Source organism: Acidobacteriota bacterium (assembly GCA_022340665.1).
In the GTDB taxonomy this organism is placed as follows: Bacteria; Acidobacteriota; Thermoanaerobaculia; order Thermoanaerobaculales; family Sulfomarinibacteraceae; genus Sulfomarinibacter.
In genome coordinates this window covers 1-19,480 of record JAJDNM010000004.1, presented here as the reverse complement: position 1 = coordinate 19,480, position 19,480 = coordinate 1, and the positions used below count along the sequence as shown (strand labels likewise).

Sequence of the window (19,480 nt, the reverse complement as noted above, 5' to 3'; positions counted from 1 at the left end):
GGTGCAATGGTATTCGGCGGTGGTGTTCTCCTTCCACGCTGGTCCGCCCGCCTCACCCTGCTTCTCCGGATCGTCGGTTGTGAGATCCGGGCTGATGATCTCCCACGTGTCGCCAAAATCCGGACTCTTGAAAACGACGTTGGCGCCAAAGTAGATGGTGTCCTGATCGTGGGGTGAGCGGATGATCGGCGCGTTCCAGTTGAAGCGGTACTCGAGGTCGGCCGCCGGCCCTCCGTCGTTGCGCCGCGGCTGCGGGCTAATGTCGGTCTGACGGCGCGTCCGGAGATCGGTGCGAACGATGCCTCCGGCCTGCCACTCGGAAATCACTCGATCGGGGTCGTCGACGTCGGGCACTACCCAGTAGGCGTCACCATCGCTCATCATCCGCCAGTCGTCTTGGAGAATTCCTGAAGGTTCGCGGGTCCGGCTCGGCCCATACCAGGCGCCGTTGTCCTGGAGTCCTCCACCAACGAAATAAAAGGGCTGGCGGTTATCAGCATAGACTTGGTAGAACTGGCCCACCGGCAAGTTTCGCAAAGGTTCCCAGGTCTCACCGTGGTCGTAGGACACCGCGACACCGCCGTCCTGCCCCTGCCAAAGACGGTGGGGGTCGGAAGGATCGATCCACAGAGCGTGGTAGTCGACGTGGGTGGTCTTCGAAATGCGCTCGAAGGTCTTCCCACCGTCAATCGATCGGAAGAGCGAGCCCGCAACCGTGTATATCCGGTCTTCGTTTGCGGGGTCGATGCGAACGTGTGTGTAGTAGAAGCCACGCGACACGATCTGACGCTGCTCCGACACCCTTCGGAAGGTCACCCCCCGGTCGTCAGATCTGAAAAGTGTGCCCTTGTCCGACTCGGCGATGACGTAGACGACCTCCGGATTCGACCTCGACACCTCCACACCGATGCGTCCCATGAGTTTTGGCAAGCCTTTTTCGATCTTCGTCCAGCTCGAGCCACCGTCCACCGAGCGCCAGACGCCGCCCTTCTCCGAGCCCGAGGTGTGGGTCCAGGGCTTGCGGTCGAAGTGCCATAGGCAGGCGAAGAGGATGTTGGGGTTGGAGGCGTCGATCGCCATGTCCGAGACACCGTGCCGATCATCGAGGTAGAGCACCTTCTCCCAGCTCGCCCCGCCGTTGGTCGAGCGGAACACCCCTCGCTCTTCGTTCGGTCCCGACATGTGGCCGAGGGCGCCGACCCACACGGTGTCTGGATCCTCGGGGTGTACCAGCACCTTCGAGATGTGGCGGGTGTCCTCAAGCCCGAGGTGGGTCCAGCTTTGTCCGGCGTCGGTTGTTTTGTACACCCCGTTGCCGAAGGAAACCGAGTTGCGAACTGCCGATTCGCCCGTCCCGACGTAAACCACGTCCGGGTTCGACGGGGCGAGGCAGAGATCACCGATGGAAGCGATCTGCTGGTCGTCGAAAACGGGTTTAAAGTTCAGACCGCCATTCGTCGTTTTCCAGACGCCGCCCGAGGCCGAGCCCACCCAGATGACCCTCGGATCGCCGGCTACCCCTTCGACATCGGCGATCCGCCCGCTCATGTTGACCGGGCCGACATTCCGCCACTCGAGATTCGAAAGGACCCTTTCGGTCTGCTCGGGGTTTTCGGAGGCGAATGCGGTAACACCCCCGAAGGGCGAACTGAGGAACCAGATCGACACCATCACGACGACGGTACGTTTCATCGGACTCTCCTCTCTCTCTCGTGACGAGCACCCATTCGGGATGTGAGGGCGATGTCACCCTCGGCCAGGGCGGGTCATCTTCTCACGTCACACATCACCCACCCCGCCTGCGTCGAGGGCGGCCGTGATCTCGTAATGGGCAAGCTTCGTCCCGATCATGTCTCGAAGGGGCGTACCGAGAGTAACAGAATCCCTCGGTCACGCTGATCACTGGGTCTGAGTCAGCTCTCGAGGCGGCGAATGAGGACGAGGGTCCGATCGTCGAGAAACGGGACTCCACGGACGAAGTGGTAGAGGTCCTCCTCGATTGCGGACATGAGTTCGGCAAGCGGCTCGGATCGGTTCTTGACGCAGACCGCGGCCAGGCGATCCTGGCCGTACTCCTCTTCCTCGGGGTTTTCAGGCTCGGTGATGCCGTCGGTGTAGAGCACTAAGGTGTCGTTGACCTCGAGCTTTCTCTGTCCAGCCGTGAACACACCTTCCGGGAGGATGCCGAGCGGCATTCCGGTGGATTCGAGCCACTCGGTATCGCCGTTGGCCCGCAGCAGCAGTCCGGGGTTGTGGCCCGCATTGCAGAAGCTGAACGCACCGGTGTCCGGAACGACCGCGGCCATGAATGACGTCGCGTACTTCTCGGGTGGCGTGCGGTCGTACAGGAGGTGGGAGACCGACCGGAAGATCTCCTCAGGAGGGACACCGTCGTGGATCGGTCCCGCCGAGAGGGCCTCGAGCGACGCGGTCAGCAGCGACGCGCCGATGCCTTTGCCCGAAACATCCGAGAGCATGAGCACGATCTCGCTCTCGTCGTGGCGCAGCTCGACCTTGAAAAAGTCTCCGGACACGCCGCGCGACGGGATATTTCCGGCGACGATGTCCCACCCCTCGACTTCCGGGAGTGAATCGGGCAGCAGGCTGACCTGGATCTCGCGCGCCAAGGCAACTTCCTGCTCGAGCCGCCGGCGTTCGACCGCCTCCTCCGCGAGGTGGACGTTTCGGATGCGCATGGCCGCCACGGACGCCAGTGACGCCAGCAATTCCATGTCTTCTTCTTCGAACTGACGCACGGCCAGCCGCGAACCGAGCACGATGAGACCCAGGGCACCATCCGGATCGAGGAGCGGCGCGGCAACCAACGAACGAACACCCGCATCGAGCAAGCTCATGGCCTCATTGAATCGCTCGTCAGTTTGTGCATCGAGAACCAGCGCCGCCTGGCCTCCTTCCACCACTTCCTCCATCAGACTGGTGGAGAACAGAATCTTGGGATCGCCCTGCCCGACCGACCGGCTCGCGGCGCAGTCGTACCCGCCCGTCTCTTCGTTCCGCAGATAAATCGCCGCGTCTTCCGGCCTGAGGTGTTCGAACGCTCGGTCGAGGATCAACTCCAGAAGGTCGTCGAGCGACATCAGCCGATCCAGGGCCTGGTTGACTTCGGTCAGCAAATGGAGACGGTCGGCATACCGGCGCAGACCTTCGCCCATCGGAGTCGCCGAATCGGTCCGGATCTCCTCGGGCTCTTTCAGGAGCTCCGCGGCCGAACGGAAGATCGTATGACTGTCGGAGCTGGTCGGCGTCCTTCCCCCCTTCGGCTCCGGACGGGTCGCCTCCCGGAGGGTGATCGACGTGCTTCCGACCTGCAGGACGGAGCCGTGACCGAGCCTCGCCGGGTCGTTGACCGGCCGGCCTCCGAGGAGGGTCCCGTTTCGCGATCCCAGATCTTCCACGTACCACGTCGTGCCGTCGAGGTAGATCCTGGCGTGCATTCTGGACATCGAACGATCTGGAATCGTCAGATCTGCCTTGGAAGATCTACCAATCACGAAGCTCTCACCTTCCAGGGCGTGATCGAACGGCGCCCCATCGGTGGTCACCACGTGCAGATTCATCGGCGGTGCTGAACGACTAGTCTTGGTCACGGCAGGCATATCATACATGCAAACCGCATCACCACCCCGATGCATTTCAACCGCGATCCCGGGTCCCGCGCAAAGAGGGGATGACGGCTTGCCTCGATACCATTCAAGGTCTGGTCCGGGGGTTCCTCAATTCATCCAACGGATCGCAGCACCGTGGCACACGACCTCGGGGCCGGTACTGGGCGCAGTGGATTGTTCAACCCGACGCACGTGCCGTCCGCACTCGAGGATCACCACCGCGTCCGCGTCGCGTTCGGCCGCGCGACGTTTGAGGCGCCGTTTCGCGTTGTCGATCGCCGCTTCTTCATTGCCAAAGGAGTGCCCGAGTGTCACGTACTCTTCGAGAAGCCCACCGAGCTCTTCGTATTGGCGATCACCGATCTGTCCCGGAGAGAGAATCTGCACCTCGCGCTCCCAGGCATCGATATTTGGATCGGACGACTTAGTGCTGCCGCAGCCCAGGGTCAGAATTATCAGCGCCGCGCATACCGCAGTTGTCTTCACGTTGACCTCCCGTTCGCCGGCAGTTCGCCGGCAGTTCGCCGGCAGGAACCGGATTATCGACTCGGTACGCACTATACGGCATTCGCCGCGACAAGCCTCGATCGATTCCCGAGCTTGCGCCGAAAAAGACTTGACAAACCCCTACTCAGATCGCAAAATGTGCTTTCACGATCGGCCCGCCGATCGTTCCGGAGGATCGAATGCCCCTATACGAATATCAGTGCGAGGACTGCGCAAAGCGCTTTGAACGCATCGAAAAAGTGTCTGAACTCCACGATGGCGAGTGTCCGGAATGTGGAGGATGTGCACACCGTCTCATCGGCGCACCCGCCCTTCAGTTCAAGGGAAGCGGATGGTACGTCACCGATTACGGAAAGGGAAACGGCAACGGTTCGGGAGCAACGACACAAGAGAAGGAAACTGCAAAGACAACCGCCGAATCATCGGCCGCGTCGGCGTCAGAAGCGAAGCCCAAGAAAAAAACCGAGAAAGCAGCAGACACAAAAGTCGCGTAGCCCCAACTCGTCCATCCAACCCGGGTCTGAGGCAGGGTGGCCGGGAACTCCGACCTCCGAACCCAGAATTCCGAATTCCGAACTCGCTTCTAGTTCCTCATGCCTATTTCGTCACGATCCTGGCAATTGAAACGGGCGCGTTCAGATTCCACTTCGGCGATCAGCTCCCTCAGACGCGCTGGATGAAGTGTGTAGGCCATACGGCAGAAACCGCAAATGACGTCCGAACCACCGTGCCCCCCCTCTTCGAGGACAGCACGAATCTCGTCCGCACCGAGCAGCTTGAGCGCCCGCTCAACGCGCTCCATCGAGCACCCGCAGAAGAAGCGCGCCGGCACCTCGCCGAAGATCGAGCATCCTTCGGGGAAGATCTCGGCCAGCCACTGTCGCGGCCCCTTCCCATCGGCGAGCCGCGACGACACGGCGCCAAGAGAGCGGATGCGGTCCGTGAGCTCGAGTGCCTCCCTGTCGCTGACCCCGGGCAACAGCTGAACAAGCAGCCCGCCGGCGTTGGCGATTCGGCCTTCTCGGAGGCATTTCACACCCAACACGACCGCCGCCGGCGACTGCTCCGACTCCGACAGGTAAAACGCGAGATCCTTGGCGAGCTCGCCGGACACGAGATTCACAACTCCGCGATACGGCTCGCCGATACCCGGGTCGCGGGTGACCACCAGCTGTCCCTCCGCGCCGACCACGCCGGAGACATCCAACTTTCCGTCGGCACGTTGATCTGACGTGGCGAGAGGATTGGCGACCATCGCCCGTACCCAACCTGCCGGCGACGCCGTCGCGATCAGGCGACCGGCTGGCCCGCCGCCATCCACCTCCACTGTCAGAAGAGGCTCACGACGCGTGATCTTCTCCAGCGTGGATGCGAGCAAGAGGGCCCCGGTCGCGAGTCGCCCTATGGCCGCTGCTACCTCGGGAGACGGGTCGTGCAGGCGCCTCAGCTCTTCGACCGAGCTGGTCGTCGCAGCGACCACGGCACGCGCGCGCCCACCGAGCCCGACGGCACGGATCACATGGTCGTTATCCGGTATTTCCACCTGTCAATTATCTCACGAGGTCGATGAACACCGTCTGTGACGGGCGTCCCTCCTCACCGTCCTTCGGTCGTCGACGCACGTATGTCCCGTCGGCCTGCAGATCCCAGGCGGAGTGGTTGTCGTTCTCCGCAACCGTGAGAATCTCTTCGATCTCCGCGACCAGGATCGGCTCGCGCAGAGGGGCGATAGTCTCGACCCGGCGGTCGAGGTTTCGCTTCATCCAGTCCGCAGATCCGAAGAAATACTCCGGCGCACCGTCGTTCTCGAAGCCGTAGATACGTCCATGCTCGAGGAACCTCCCGAGCACGCTGAAGACCTCAATCGAATCAGATAATCCGGGCACTCCCGGCCGGAGGCAGCACAGGCCGCGGATGTTGAGTTTGATCGGTACGCCGGCCTGACTCGCCCGGTAGAGCTCACGGATGATCTCCGGATCCTGGAGCTGGTTCATTTTGGCGCGGATGCCCGAGCGCCTCCCCGCCGCCGCGTGATCGGCCTCTCGTCGAATCAGCTCGACGAAACGCGAACGCATCGTGTGCGGCGCGACCAGCATATGCTGATATTCGCTGTTTGAGGTGAGGCCCGTCAGTTCGTTGAAGACCGCAGAGACGTCGGCGCCGAGCCCGGGATCACAGCTCAGGAGACCCAGGTCCTCGTATATCCGGGCTGTTCCGCTGTGATAATTGCCCGTCCCGACGTGGACATAGCGCCGCACACCGTCGTCATCTCCACGCACCACCATTGCAAGCTTGACGTGGGTCTTGAGTTTCTCCACGCCGTAGGAGACATGGACTCCCTCTTTTTCGAGCATCCTCCCCCAGGCGATGTTGGGAGCTTCATCGAATCGAGCGGTGATCTCGACCAACACCGCCACCTGTTTCCCGCGTCTCGCCGCTTCGGCCAACGCCTGGACTATCGGAGAATCCGAGGAGGTGCGGTAGATGGTCAGCTTGATCGCCAGCACGCGTTCGTCCATCGCCGCCGAGCGGAGGAACTGCAGAACCGAGGTGTCGAAGCTGTGATAGGGGTGGTGAAGGAGAATGTCGCCCCGGCGAATTTCGTCGAAGATGACAGCCGGATCGCCGCCCTGGAGATTGCGGAGGCGACCATGCGTCACCGGGGTGTGCGGCGGGTCGCACAGGTCCGCATGTCCTTCCGGGCGGAACTCGATAAGGTCCGATAACCGCAATGGATGGTTGCAGACATAAGCGTCGATTTCGTCAAGGCCGAGCTGCCGAGTAATCCAGGTCCGCATTTTCTTCGGCATACCCTTGGATACCTGCAGCCGGACTTCGCCTGCGAACTTCCGCGCCTTCAGTTCATCCGTCACCTGACGAATGATGCTCCCGGGTTCGTTGGTCCCAGGCATGACTTCGCGTTTAGCGCTGTCGCCGTGCGCCGCGCGGGTCACTCTGAAGACGTGGCTGGTCAGCTTGCCGTCAGGGAACAAAAGATCGAGGTTTGCCGCCACCACCTGTTCGAGTGGTACGAAGCCCGATCCGTCGCTGAGCGGAACCCATCGGTTGCGATTCGAAGGTACCTTGAGGCGAACGAAGTGCTCCTGCTTCCTGGCCCGCACCGTGATGGCGAGGTTGATGCCCGAGTTGCTGATGAACGGGAACGGGTGCTCCGCGTCGACCGCCAACGGTGTCAGGATCGGCAACACCGAACGCTTGAAGTAGTTCGTCAGATCCGCCCTATGGTGATCGTCGAGATCCTCCCACGACCGGATGCCGATACCAGCATTGTGCAAAGCCGGTCGCAGATCTTCCGCCAACACTCTCTCCAGGCGTTTGTTCTGGTCTACGACTTCTTTGCGGCACGCTTCCATCTCCTCGCGCGGCGTCTGACCATCCAGAGAGAGCTTTTCGACACCGTTCTGGATCTGTCGCTTGAGACCCGCAACGCGCTTCATGAAAAACTCGTCGTGCAGCATGCCGAGGATACCCACGAACTTCACCCGTTCAAGCTGTGGCACCTCGGAGTCCTCCGCAAGATCGAGAACCCGACCCGCAAACCGGAGCCAGCTCACTTCTCGATTGATGAACGCTTCCGGTGACTCCTGCGTCAGCTCCGCTCTGTTCTTTCTGGCTGAACCCATTGCAATACCTTCTTGGCCTTCATGAACCCGCGAGTATATCGAACCCGACCGTTCGCGAGCTCACACTTCCGTGAAGAAATTTATTCAAATATTGTGAAAATTGTATAAAGTTGGAATGGTTCTTTTGGAGTCGACAAAGATTTTCCGATTGGCAACAACCCAAAAAAGGAGTTCAACTGATGGCACAAGCGAAGAAGAAAGCGGCACCGAAGAAACCTGCCGCGAAGAAACCAGCGGCAAAGAAGACGACCGCGGCGAAGAAACCCGCCGCCAAGAAAGCTGTAGCGAAGAAGAAGACCGCGGCGAAGAAGCCAGCTGCCAAAAAGGCCGCGCCGAAAAAGAAGACCGCCGCGAAGAAACCGGCCGCCAAGAAGGCTGCGCCGAAGAAGAAGACCGCCGCGAAGAAGCCGGCCGCCAAGAAGGCTGCGCCGAAGAAGAAGACCGCCGCGAAGAAACCGGCTGCCAAGAAGGCCGCGCCGAAGAAGAAGACCGCCGCGAAGAAGCCGGCTGCCAAGAAGGCCGCGCCGAAGAAGAAGACCGCGGCGAAGAAACCGGCCGCCAAGAAGGCCGCGCCGAAGAAGAAGACCGCCGCGAAGAAGCCGGCCGCCAAGAAGGCTGCGCCGAAGAAGAAGACCGCCGCGAAGAAACCGGCCGCCAAGAAGAAGGCCGCACCGAAGAAGAAGTAACGACACTGAAGCGGAACCGGGCGCCTGTGAACCTCGCGGACACGGCGCCCGGTTTACTTTCCTCACACCCGGCCGGATCCCAGCAGGATGAAGAAGACGTACGCCCTCTCCTCGGAAGACCGCGCCGACGTGGCGGCGTCGAAGATCCTCGCCGCCCTGCTCGAGGCGCTGCGGGCGAATGTGGATGGCGTGATCGAAGGCGCCGACATCGAGTACCTACATGATCTTCGTGTCGCCAACCGCCGGACCCGCACCTTCCTGTCGCAGATCAAGGGCGTGATTCCGAAGCCGGTGGTGGGAGAGTTCGCTCCCCATTTCAAACGCCTCGGTGCCCTCACCGGTCCATGCCGGGATCTGGACGTGGCTGCATTCGATCTGGATCGCTATCGGCAGCAGCTCGAAATCGACCGACTCGATCTCGCCCCTGTTCAGCAGTTCCTGGAGAATCGGCGCGGCACGGAGCAGCTCCTGGTGGCGAGCGAGCTTCGATCTGCCACCTTCCGGGAATTCCTCGAAAATTGGGCCAGGTTTCTCCAGTCCGTCCCCGGAGTCGGTGAGGAACAGCCGCACGTCGCATCCTTGCGGGTCACTGACGTCGCTGGGCCCCGCATTCTCAGGGCCGCGAAGAGGATCCGGAAACGGGGATCGGGCGCCTCAGCTGATTCGCCGGCCGCCCTCCTCCACCGACTTCGGATCGACGGGAAGAAGCTCCGTTACCTGCTCGAGTTCTTCTCCGATCTTTATCCACCCACCACCGTCGCCGGCTTCATCAACGACCTCAAGCAATTTCAGGACATCCTCGGCGAGTTCAACGACACCCGGGTTCAGTTGGCGCTCATCGAAGAGGCCATGAGCCAATCCGCGCACCCTTCGGTCTCGGCTCAGAAAACACTCGCGGCGGTCGACCGGTTGAAGTCCACAATGACCCATCGGCAGCGGCAGCTTCGGGTCGACTTCGGTGCACGCTTCGAGTGCTTCACCAGTGATGAAAGTCGCAAGCGTTACAAGAAAACCTTCAGAAACCACTGACAACCTCCTCCCTGTCTCGACCCGTGTAGACTGTGGCGTCCAAGATTTGTGACGCGAGGAGATCGCATGGAGCACGAACAGCCGACCACCATCAAGGGCCTGCCCGAGAACGCTCGCCGACCGCTCGAACCCGGAGAGGTTTACGTGCCGCTGGTCCCCGACGAGACCGGGGTGCCCGAGGTCACGAGTCGATCAGTCCTGATGGGCCTGTTCTTCTGCGCTCTGTTCTCGATGGCGGCGGCCTACCTCGCACTTCGTGTCGGCCAGGGAATTGAGGCGGCGATACCGATCGCGATTCTCGCCATCGGCCTGTCGCCGCTGTTCGCACGGCGCAGCACGATCCTCGAAAACGTCATCGTCCAATCGATCGGCGCCAATTCGTCGCACGTCGTGGCCGGAGCCGTCTTCACCATCCCGGCCCTCTACATGCTCGCCGCAGAGCCGGGCTCCGGCGTCGCCGAACCGACGGTGCTTCAGGTGATCATCGTCTCGTTCCTCGGCGGATGTCTGGGGATCCTATTCCTGATACCGCTCCGCTACCACTTCATGGTGGAGCTCCACGGCCAGCTTCCCTGGCCGGAAGGGACTGCCACCACCGAGATCCTGATTTCCGGCGAGAGCGCCGGCGGCCAAGCCAAAATCCTCGCGCTGGCCGCCGCTCTCGGGGCGATCTACGACGGGCTCGCCACGACATTCCATGCCTGGGCGGAGATGCTCAGCTTCCGAGCGGTCGGCCTCGGTCAATTTCTCGACCGACAATTCATGACGCTGCGTATCCTCAACAATGCAGCCATCATCGGAATTGGTTACATCGTAGGCATCCGTTACGCGGCGATTATCTGCGCGGGGTCGTTCTTGTCCTATTTCGTCCTCGTACCACTGGTCCACGCGATAGGGGCTCACGCGCCCGGAATCCTGCCGCCGGGAAACATACCGATATCCGAGATGTCCATCGACGAGGTCTTCAGGTTCTACGTCCGTATCGTCGGAGTCGGCGGCATCGCCGGTGCAGGCATCCTCGGGATCCTCTCGTCCCTGCCTTCGATGGTTCGCTCGATCGGCGCCAACATCGTCGGCATGAGCCACCAGGACCAGCGCGAAATCACCGAGGTGCCACGAGTCGACCGCTCGCTTCCCGGCAGCTTCACGATTGTCGGGCTGGTCGTGTTCGCCCTGGCCGCTTTCCTCTTCTTTTCGTTCGGCATCGGTATCGGCGGCTCGTTCGTGTATGCCGCAGTCGCGACCGCACTGGTGATGCTGATCGCATTTCTCTTCGCGCCGGTCGCGGCGAGGGCGATCGCGATTGTCGGCACCAACCCTGTTTCAGGGATGACCATGCTCACTCTGATTGTGACCGGTTTCGTGATGTTGAAGATGGGCCTCTCCGGAGGCAACGGCATGTTCGTGACAATGATGGTCGGTGGAGTGGTTTGCACTGCCCTGGCAGCCTCTGGTGCGCTCGCCTCGGACCTCAAGGTCGGCCATTGGATCGGAGCCACCCCGGCGCGCCAGCTCGCGTTGAAGTTCGTCGGCACGGCGGTGGCTGCCATTTTCTGCGGCATCATGATGTGGGTGATGGCCCAGGCCGATCCGGGTCAGGGCTTCGGCACCGCTTCGATTCCCGCACCCCAGGCGTCAGCGATGAAGGAGATTCTGGTCGGCATCTTCGGCGCCCAGACGGCTCCCCTCCAGTGGTACCTCTTCGCGCTCGGCGTGCTGCTCGCGTTGATCTTGCGTATGGCCGGGATACCCCCGCTGGCGTTCGCACTCGGCATGTATCTCCCGATGGAGCTCAACACCCCCGTGCTCCTCGGCGGCATCCTGTCGTGGATGGTCGCCCGAAAACGACCCGGCGATTCTGATGAGGACGTCAAGGCCCGGACCGACCGAGGTGTTCTGGTGGCATCCGGGTTGATCGCCGGAGGGGCCATCATGGGCGCCTTCGACGCGATTGCGAGCGCCATCATCAAGCAGGTCACCGGTTCAACCGCGGCCAAGGAGGCCGTCTACCTGTTGTCAGATCAGGCGTTCGAGGGCCTCCCCGGTGAGATCATCGGCACGATCGCTCTGGTCGCGCTGTGTGTCTTCGTGGTCGTCTTCTCTCGCCGCGCGCGGCCAACGTGATCGGACGCGTTTACCGACCGTCTATGAAACGAGCCTTTTTCGATTCTGGTCATCGAGGTGATCCTCTCATCAAACGGAACCATCGAGCCGAAACCGATCCGAGGGCAGTTGCCTGCTGTGGACAGTTCCCCGCGCATGTTCGACCTGACAACGACAAGGAGCGCCCGTGTCCTGGCGCAGATTGGTGTCTCGTGGTTGGCGCCTGGGTTGGGTGAACCCGGCAAGCCCGAGCGTCAATCCCGAGTTGTGGCGAGAACCTGACCTAGAGGGTCGACCTCCACCTGGCTTCCGCTCTCGACCAGGAACGATCCGCGGCCGCCCGGCATCTCGAGACGCAAGATGTCGTCCGCCACTCGCACCGGCAGCGGCATTTCGAAGCTCGAGTCGTCCCACGAGATTGTGATCCGCTCGCGGTCCCCCTCTGGCTTTCGCTGGAGCCACCACCGCGGTTCCTCGGCCCGATAGACATATCTCTGCCAGAACCAGTCCATATCGCGCCCGCTGACTTCGGCGGTAAGGTCGACGAGATCCCCGGTGGTGACCAGCCCGTATGCGTATTCGGGGTCGTTGGCGAAACGCCAGATGATCTCGAAGAAATCCTCGTCCCCAAGCAACCAGCGCATCGTGTGCAGAACCCACGCGCCCTTGAAGTAGATATCGCCCGTGTAGGCTTCGGACGATGTCAAATCCTTCCCGCGCACAATGGGTTGGTCGTTTTCTATTCTTTGCCGAATGCGAGCCATGTAATCGAGGTACCGTTTCTCGCCGAGCGTATCGAGCACGAAGATCGCCTCTGCATATGTTGCGAAGCCTTCCTGAATCCAGAAGTCGGCCCAGTCAGAGACAGTTATCTTGTTGCCCCACCACTCATGCGCCACCTCGTGCAGCAGAAGATCGTCGAAGCCAAAGTCGTTGTCGGTGAAAAGTGCGCCATACGCCACCAACGTCTGGTGTTCCATGCCGTAATAGGGTGCGTGGGCCACCGCGAACTTGTCGTTGAAAAACGGGTACTCACCGAAACGGCGGCCAAGAACCTCGAGAATTCTCGGCATCTGCTTCCACATGTTCCGGGCGTACTGCTCGTACTCCGGAAGCGCCCAGAAGACCAGTGGTTCGTCGAGCGTACCGTCGATCCCGTGGTACCGCTCCTCAATCCTGACGTACGGGGCGATGTTGACGGTCACCAGGTAGTTGTTGATCGGATAGCTCACACGCCACTTGGTGGTGATCGTGCCATCGTCGTTTTGGACCTTCTCGATCAACCGCCCATTCGACAAACCGACCAGGTCCGCGGGCACCGTGAGCGCGATATCCATACCCTCGTCCGGCTCATCGGAGGGGTGGTCCTTGCACGGCCACCAGTTGTCACCGCCGTCCCCCTGCCCGGTAACGCCGATCCAGGGCGCTCCGGACGGAGTTTCCGACCAGACGAAACCGTCGATCCACGGTGGGCGCAACGCGACCTTGGGCTCGCCACTGTAGCGGATGGTCACACTCCGCCGATCTCCCGCCGCCCACGGCCGCGGCAACTCGACCGAGATCAGGCCGTTATCGTGGTGATAGTCGCACGACGTGCCATCCGAACTGACGTCGCTCACTTTCAGGCGCCCGTCGAGATTGATCTCGAACGTCCCGATCGGCTCGAGGACCACTACCGAAATGGTGTTCACACCGCTGATCCGCCGCTCGTTCGGCTCTACGCGAACAGCAAGATCGTAGTGCCTGACGTCGTAGGCCGCCATCGACGGTAAGAGCTTCCCGCCAGAATCCAGCATCTGGTGCTTGACGTACCATCCGGTTCCGATCAGCAGGGCGAGAATCGCGACCAGAAGGATGGCGGTGACGAGGCTCAGAATCTTCAACCAACGTGGGAACCCCTTACGCGTCATGGTGACTCCGTATCCGAATCGAGCCCGGAAAGAAATCGTTCGAGGTCGGCCACGACCTCGGCGGTGTGCATATAGGTATTGGATGGGCAGCGAACCGCGACGCCGTTCGGCATCGCGTCGACAATGCGTTGGACCTCCTCTTCGCCGTGGAGAGTGTCGGACGGCGCATAGGCGACCGCAACCGGCGCTACGATGGTTTCGAGCCCCGGCATCGCGTCGTAATTGATGACCGCCTGGGCCGACGCCATGATACGCCGGGGGTCAGCCGCCCGGATGGTCCGAACGTAGCGGGCCATCTGTTCTGGGTCTTCTTGCGTGTTGACGCGGAAGGTGCGCAAGTACCACAGGACAAATGGTTTTGCCGCGTTGTAAACCCACGGCGGCAGATGTACCAGGGGGCGGCCCCACCAGGGGAAATGAAACTCCACGTTGGGTCCGATCAGGAAGGCCGCCTTCGCGACCAACCGCTCTCCTTTGAGAGCCTCGAGAATCGCGTTCGACCCCATCGAGCTGCCGAACAGCACAGTGCGATTGTTGTCGAGCCCGAGTTGCGCCGATACTTCGATCAGGTCGTCGGCGAGTCGAGGTATCGAGAAGCTCTCCGCCTGCATCAGTTGCGGCGAGATCTCTGCCGATTCTTTTTCCCGTGTTTCGAGATAGTAGACCGGCCGCGACCGCACGAGGTCGTTCAGAAGCGGGACCCAGCCGGTGACGAGGGAGATCCAACCGGCGACGAAGAAAACTGGCTCCGCACGGGTGTCGACCTTCGGCTGCCACTCGTACAGCAAGAGCCTGACGCCGCTCTCGACCTGTAATCTGTGCTCTGAATACCGAACCCCGGGTACCGAAACCGGGTTGATCGTAGCTCCCATCTTCGAAGGCTAACACGGTAGAATGACACCATGTGTGATGATGATCGTGTTCTACCGGTCGTGCAGAGTGACGTCGCAGACGAGGCGCCTTCTTGCTCGCCCAAGATCTACATCTCGAATGAAGAAGCGGCGTTGTTGGCCGGCATGCGCTCGTTGCGAGAGCAGTCCGCCCAGATCAGGGAAAAGATGGCCACGGCTGGGCCGGACGAACGCTCTCGATTGGAATCCGAGGTCGAGGCGTTGCGCTTGAAGTGGAAGGACCTCGCCGCACAGCGGGAGCGCGCTTTCACCCGCAAGATGATCATGCTCGGTCATCTCCCACCCGACCACCCTGTAGATCCGTAGATTCATCGCACTCCGCCTCCTGAGACTGGAAAAGGGGCAGAGTGGACTGAGATCGGGTGCCTCTCCTTTTCCCCTTTTCGCCTCTGCTTCTCGGAGAGGATGTGTGGAATATCTGAGGGCGTCAGGGGCTCTTGCCGAGCGCCATGACCTCCGGATAGCGGAAACAATCGACCAGGTGATCATTGACCATGCCGGTCGCCTGCATGTGTGCATACACAATCGTCGGCCCGACAAATCGGAAGCGCCGCGCCTTGAGGTCCTTCGAAATCTTCTCTGCGAGCGGCGTCGTGGCAGGGATCTCTGACATTGAACGCCAGGCATTCTGAATCGCCCGACCATCGACGAAAGACCAGATGTATTTCGAAAAGCTCCCCCACTCGTGCTGAACATCGAGGAACGCCTGTGCGTTCGTCACCGCCGATCTGACCTTCAGTCGGTTGCGGACGATCTCGGGATCGTTCAGGAGGCCCGCAATCTCCTTCTCTCCATAGCGAGCGACCTTTGACGAATCGAAGTCGGCGAATGCACGGCGGTAACCTTCCCGCTTCCTGAGAATCGTCGACCAGCTCAGACCCGCCTGCGCTCCCTCCAGTATCAGGAATTCGAAGAGCTTCCGATCGTCGTAAATCGGCACCCCCCATTCGTCGTCGTGGTAGGCAACGTAGAGCGCGTCATCCCCGCACCATCCACAGCGATGCCGCTCCGTCATACCACCTCTTCCGCCTCGATCGGCTGCTCCTCACCCAAGAACCTGAGGCCTACGCTGCGGTCGAATACCTCGCTGAAAAGGTTGGCCTTTTTTTTGAGGGACCAGCCTTCGAGCAGGACACCTGCTGTTCCGTCGAGCCACAGAGCAACGTCATCGTCAGTCATTTTGACCGTCACACCCTTGACCCGCTGTGTGTGCTCACGGTCGAGCGAGTCGGCAATCCGCAAGATCGAGGCCAGCTTCGTGACCCGGTCCTGATCCTCCTCGGAGAGCGACACGAAATCATGATGGTGGGGTCTCGGGTGAGCCTTGCGATGGTAACGCGCAACGTTTGCAACCATCGACATCTCGTTTTGGCTGAAGTTCGGCAACTCGGAGTTGGAGATGAGATAGAGCGAATGCTTGTGGTGGCCTTTGTAGCCGACGAACTGGCCGATGTTGCTCAGCATGGCAGCCGCCAACAGGATCTTGCGATCTGCATCGTCGAGGGCATGTAGCGGTTTGAGCTGATCGAAGAGGGAAGCCGCCAATGAGGTCACGTGCCGTGCATGGGTCTCGTCAAAGAGATACTTGCGGCCCAAGGCAGCGGCGCTGCTCAGGATCTCCCGCTCCTGGCGGTCTTCATGATCTCTCTTCTGCGTCAGCTGGCTCGCGAGATCGTAGACGACTCCCTCCTTGATGCCGACGTTCGGAACGATAATTTCGCTCGCCCGGCACAGCTCAGCGAGCCTCTCGTAGACCATTGCGGCCGGCAAGATCACATCCGCGCGATCATCCCGGAGGCCGAGCTCTTCGACCCGCTGGTGATAGGACAGTCGAGCCAACTGTTCGATCAATGTTTTCAGGGTTTCGACCGGCAGGCGAATGACCCCCTCTTCGTCGGGCAAGCCCCCGAGCTTGGCGAGCGTCTCGATGTTTCCGCCGGTTGCGATGTACCCGGACACCTGCTGGTCGTCTGGAAGGGCCGGCACTCTGAGCACCGATACGTACTCCGCGAGCAGCCGGCGGAATCGTCCGGGATCTGTCCCGGCCTCGGTCAACTCCTCGAGCAGACGAACCGAGCCCATGGTGTGGGATTCGCTCCAATAGGCACCGTGCTCATCGACCAGCGATACCTCCACGCTGCCGCCACCGAGGTCGACTAGAAGCCACTTGCGGCTGCCGAGCGGGATTCTTTTCGAGACCGCCAGATGCACGAGCCGGGCCTCTTCCGACCCGCTGATGGCTTCGAGCCGGATACCGGCTTCCTTCTTCACGCGCCTGATGAATGCGTCCCGGTTCTTGGCCTCGCGAACGGCGCTGGTTGCCACCGCCCGGTATTCTGCGGTGCCGAGATCCCTCATCTGGCGCTCGAAATCGGCCACCGTTTCGACCGCATCGTCCATCGCCTTGGAATCAAGAACGCCTGATAGGAACACGCTGTGGCCCAGGCGCACAGGACGTCGTTCGGCGGCAAGGGTCGTGTATTCGTTTTCGTCACTGAACTCGACGGCGAGGAAGCGGATGGCGTTCGATCCCATGTCGATGCACGCCACCTGCAACGGAAATGCCGCGCCGCCAGTCGTGGAATTCGGTGTGCTGTTTTTCTTTGCGTTCACCATCGCGATGTGGCCATTCTACCCCCTATCTGACAGGCAGGGCGACAGATGAGTCAAGACACGGAGAGAAGCCGGGAACGGCGGATTCACACTTCTAATTCAATGCTCTCGGGATGACGAACCACCGCAGCACACACGTCGCGGGAGCGAGATCGGTCCATTCCCCATGCGGCAAATCGAGGCACGCGACAGCGGCCGTCGGCATCCGCACCCTGCCACCACCGATCAGCCATGTGACGAGGGTCGACCACGTCGGCTCGTGGCCCGCGATCAGAAGGCGCTCGACACCGTTGTCGACGCCGTGGACCTCTCCGAGCACGGTCTCAGGATCGGATGCGTACAGATTTTCGCTGGTGAGGATCTCGCAATCCCAGTCGCCCGCATCCGCCGCGAGCTCCGCAGTGGTCAAAGCTCGAACTGCCGTCGAGCTCAAGACCAAGTCGGGCGTTGTCCCGGCGTCGGACAGAAAACGCCCAACGCGACGTGCGGCATTGATTCCTCTTCGGGAAAGCGGCCGCTCGCGATCGCTGCTGAAGGTGGCGCCCCAGTCGGACTTGGCATGTCGCATCACCAGCAATGTCTTCAATCCGTCACCTCCGGGCCGGGTTTGACGGCAGTGTCGATGGAATCTTCCTGAACAACAGATCCGTCGTTGAGGCAGAGGGCCGTCAACCTCCCACCGTACACACATCCGGAGTCCAGACAGACCGCGTCGCGGGCACGGTAGAAACCGAACTGTGCCCAGTGTCCGAAAAGCAGTCGGTATCCCTGGCTGCGAGCCGCTGACCTCGCAAACCAGGGTCGCCAACCTTCGGGCGCAACTCCCGGCGGACCGGCATAGTCGAGCCGGGCTCGGCCGTCAGCATCCACCATCCTCATCCGGGTGAAATGCGCAGCTGCTGCAGCCAACTGGTCATCGCCACGCAAGTCGACGTCCCAGGCGGTCTTTCGTTTTGCATAGAGAATTTTGATCATTTCGTCGCCCTGCGGGCCAGAAATTTTCTTCGAGAGCTTCTCCGCGAGGCCGGTTGCGAGCGAGATATTCCAGTCCGGAGCGAGACCGGCATGCACCATCACATACGGTCCGAAGCGGTGAAGCAAGGGCCGTGTCCTCAGCCAATTCAGAAGTTGATCTCGATCGGACGCCTCGAGGATTTCGTCAAGCGTGTCTTCTTCTCTCTTCTTCGCTGCTCCAAGCGACCGGGCGAGCAGATGAAGATCGTGATTTCCGAGCACGACCACCAACCGCTCGCTGTTTTCGCGCGCCCAACGAAGCACCTCGAGGGAGGACGGTCCGCGATTGACAAGGTCGCCGACCAACCACAGAGAATCGACATTCGGCTTCCATTGAATGCTTTCGAGCAGCTTCTGCAGGGTCAGCCAGCATCCGTGAACATCGCCAATCGCCCAGGTGGCCATTGAACTACTCTACATCTTGCGGATTGGCACGCAGAAACTGATGCCCGCTCCCGACCCTCCGCATACTTCATGGAAATCCGGCACCGCTGATCCCGAATTTTCCTCAATGTCCTACAGTATGGTCAAACGGAGGATTCCCATGAGCACGTCTCGCAAGGTCCTGCTGATCGCCTTTTCGTTGTTGCTGGGTCTGTCATCCCCCGGGGTGGCGCGACAGACAGATCCGGGAACCGTCGAACAGGAGCTCCACGCTCTCGGGCTTCGCTCTGGAGAAGTCGTCATTCTTCTCAGAAAGCTCGTCTCTCAGCGGGAGCAGGAGCAACAGCTCCAACGCCTTCAGGTTGCCGTCCTTGCGCTCCAGCTGCGATCCGACGCGATCGGAGAGATCGAGGCGCGGATCAGGACTCTCGGAGACAGAGTCGCGGCAGCCAAAGAAGAGCTCGCTCAGCTCGAGGCAGAAAAGGAAAGTGTCGAAGCCATCGCCAACCGTGAATCGACCCCCGACGCCGAGCGAGAGCACCTCTCTTCGATGCAGACCATGTTCGAGGCTCAGATCGACATGATCGAAGAACGCATCTGGCTTGTCGAAAGGCAGATCGTTGATTTGGAGAATGAACTCGCGGCCAAGCGTCGTGACGTGAACGCACTCGAAGAGATCGTGATGGAAGGTCTCGGCGAGCTCTGAAATTCTGCCGGATAGAGGTTAGACTCTCGCCGGAGGGACACAATGCGACTCCAGCTCATGACCTGGCCCGAAGTCGAGGAGTACCTGAAGAATTCGCAGGGCGTCATCATCCCAATCGGCGCGACCGAACAGCACGGCCCCACCGGACTGATCGGAACCGACGCCATATGTGCGGAAACTCTCGCCTGGAGGGCGGGCGAGCTGGCCGATGCGGTTGTCGGACCCACCTTGACGGTCGGCATGTCCGAACATCACATGCATTTCCCGGGATCGGTGACACTCCGGCCAACGACCTTGATCACGGTCGTGAGAGACGTGGTCCTCTCGCTGATCCGTCACGGATTCAG

18 protein-coding genes are annotated in these 19,480 nt (G+C 61.1%); 7 read left to right on the top strand and 11 right to left on the bottom strand.

Going from position 1 to position 19,480, the window contains the following annotated elements; genetic code table 11:
• The 3 genes from LJE93_00530 to LJE93_00520 all read right to left on the bottom strand — a co-directional run.
• On the bottom strand, window positions 1-1,692 hold a 1,692-nt coding region (locus LJE93_00530), incomplete at its 3' end, for a hypothetical protein (protein MCG6947390.1).
• Between the two features lie 221 nt (window positions 1,693-1,913).
• Window positions 1,914-3,608 (bottom strand): SpoIIE family protein phosphatase, encoded by a 1,695-nt coding sequence (locus LJE93_00525; protein ID MCG6947389.1) that lies wholly within the window; start codon window positions 3,606-3,608, stop codon window positions 1,914-1,916.
• 126 nt (window positions 3,609-3,734) lie between these two features.
• On the bottom strand, window positions 3,735-4,112 hold the full coding sequence (locus LJE93_00520) for a hypothetical protein (GenBank protein MCG6947388.1): 378 nt from the start codon (window positions 4,110-4,112) through the stop codon (window positions 3,735-3,737).
• A 200-nt stretch (window positions 4,113-4,312) separates the two neighbouring features.
• On the opposite strand from LJE93_00520, the gene LJE93_00515 reads away from it, so the two are divergent.
• Window positions 4,313-4,627: a zinc ribbon domain-containing protein gene (locus LJE93_00515; GenBank protein MCG6947387.1), complete on the top strand. Its 315-nt coding sequence runs from the start codon at window positions 4,313-4,315 to the stop codon at window positions 4,625-4,627.
• 89 nt (window positions 4,628-4,716) lie between these two features.
• Here LJE93_00515 and LJE93_00510 read toward each other — a convergent pair whose 3' ends face one another.
• Both LJE93_00510 and ppk1 read right to left on the bottom strand, forming a co-directional pair.
• Entirely contained in the window at window positions 4,717-5,676 is a 960-nt protein-coding gene (locus LJE93_00510) for an Hsp33 family molecular chaperone HslO (protein MCG6947386.1), read from the bottom strand.
• Between the two features lie 7 nt (window positions 5,677-5,683).
• The gene (gene ppk1, locus LJE93_00505; GenBank protein MCG6947385.1) at window positions 5,684-7,777 is read right to left on the bottom strand and encodes a polyphosphate kinase 1; all 2,094 of its coding nucleotides are present in this window, start codon (window positions 7,775-7,777) and stop codon (window positions 5,684-5,686) included.
• Between the two features lie 179 nt (window positions 7,778-7,956).
• Between ppk1 and LJE93_00500 the strand changes: the two genes are divergently transcribed.
• From LJE93_00500 to LJE93_00490, 3 genes are all read left to right on the top strand, one after another.
• Complete coding sequence (locus LJE93_00500) at window positions 7,957-8,463, top strand: histone H1-like repetitive region-containing protein (protein ID MCG6947384.1); 507 nt, start codon at window positions 7,957-7,959, stop codon at window positions 8,461-8,463.
• 87 nt (window positions 8,464-8,550) lie between these two features.
• On the top strand, window positions 8,551-9,492 hold the full coding sequence (locus tag LJE93_00495; protein MCG6947383.1) for a CHAD domain-containing protein: 942 nt from the start codon (window positions 8,551-8,553) through the stop codon (window positions 9,490-9,492).
• Between the two features lie 66 nt (window positions 9,493-9,558).
• Entirely contained in the window at window positions 9,559-11,616 is a 2,058-nt protein-coding gene (locus tag LJE93_00490; protein MCG6947382.1) for an oligopeptide transporter, OPT family, read from the top strand.
• A 233-nt stretch (window positions 11,617-11,849) separates the two neighbouring features.
• Here LJE93_00490 and LJE93_00485 read toward each other — a convergent pair whose 3' ends face one another.
• Entirely contained in the window at window positions 11,850-13,505 is a 1,656-nt protein-coding gene (locus LJE93_00485) for a M1 family metallopeptidase (GenBank protein ID MCG6947381.1), read from the bottom strand.
• The gene (locus LJE93_00480; protein MCG6947380.1) at window positions 13,502-14,377 is read right to left on the bottom strand and encodes an alpha/beta hydrolase; all 876 of its coding nucleotides are present in this window, start codon (window positions 14,375-14,377) and stop codon (window positions 13,502-13,504) included. The genes LJE93_00485 and LJE93_00480 overlap by 4 nt, the downstream gene beginning before the upstream one ends.
• A gap of 30 nt (window positions 14,378-14,407) precedes the next feature.
• Between LJE93_00480 and LJE93_00475 the strand changes: the two genes are divergently transcribed.
• Window positions 14,408-14,722, top strand: coding sequence for a hypothetical protein (locus LJE93_00475; GenBank protein MCG6947379.1), 315 nt, complete (start codon window positions 14,408-14,410; stop codon window positions 14,720-14,722).
• 121 nt (window positions 14,723-14,843) lie between these two features.
• On the opposite strand, the gene LJE93_00470 is transcribed toward LJE93_00475, so the two are convergent.
• From LJE93_00470 to LJE93_00455, 4 genes are all read right to left on the bottom strand, one after another.
• The gene (locus tag LJE93_00470) at window positions 14,844-15,431 is read right to left on the bottom strand and encodes a DNA-3-methyladenine glycosylase I (GenBank protein MCG6947378.1); all 588 of its coding nucleotides are present in this window, start codon (window positions 15,429-15,431) and stop codon (window positions 14,844-14,846) included.
• Entirely contained in the window at window positions 15,428-17,032 is a 1,605-nt protein-coding gene (locus LJE93_00465) for a Ppx/GppA family phosphatase (protein ID MCG6947377.1), read from the bottom strand. The genes LJE93_00470 and LJE93_00465 overlap by 4 nt, the downstream gene beginning before the upstream one ends.
• A 91-nt stretch (window positions 17,033-17,123) precedes the next feature.
• Window positions 17,124-17,615 carry a histidine phosphatase family protein gene (locus LJE93_00460; protein ID MCG6947376.1) on the bottom strand — a complete coding sequence of 164 codons (492 nt, stop codon included), beginning with the start codon at window positions 17,613-17,615 and terminating at the stop codon, window positions 17,124-17,126.
• Window positions 17,612-18,448, bottom strand: a complete 837-nt coding sequence (locus tag LJE93_00455) for a symmetrical bis(5'-nucleosyl)-tetraphosphatase (protein ID MCG6947375.1) — start codon at window positions 18,446-18,448, stop codon at window positions 17,612-17,614. Before LJE93_00455 ends, LJE93_00460 begins: the two co-directional genes overlap by 4 nt.
• A 139-nt stretch (window positions 18,449-18,587) precedes the next feature.
• Between LJE93_00455 and LJE93_00450 the strand changes: the two genes are divergently transcribed.
• On the top strand, window positions 18,588-19,133 hold the full coding sequence (locus LJE93_00450) for a hypothetical protein (GenBank protein MCG6947374.1): 546 nt from the start codon (window positions 18,588-18,590) through the stop codon (window positions 19,131-19,133).
• Between the two features lie 42 nt (window positions 19,134-19,175).
• The coding region (locus LJE93_00445) for a creatininase family protein (protein MCG6947373.1) at window positions 19,176-19,480 on the top strand (305 nt) is incomplete at its 3' end.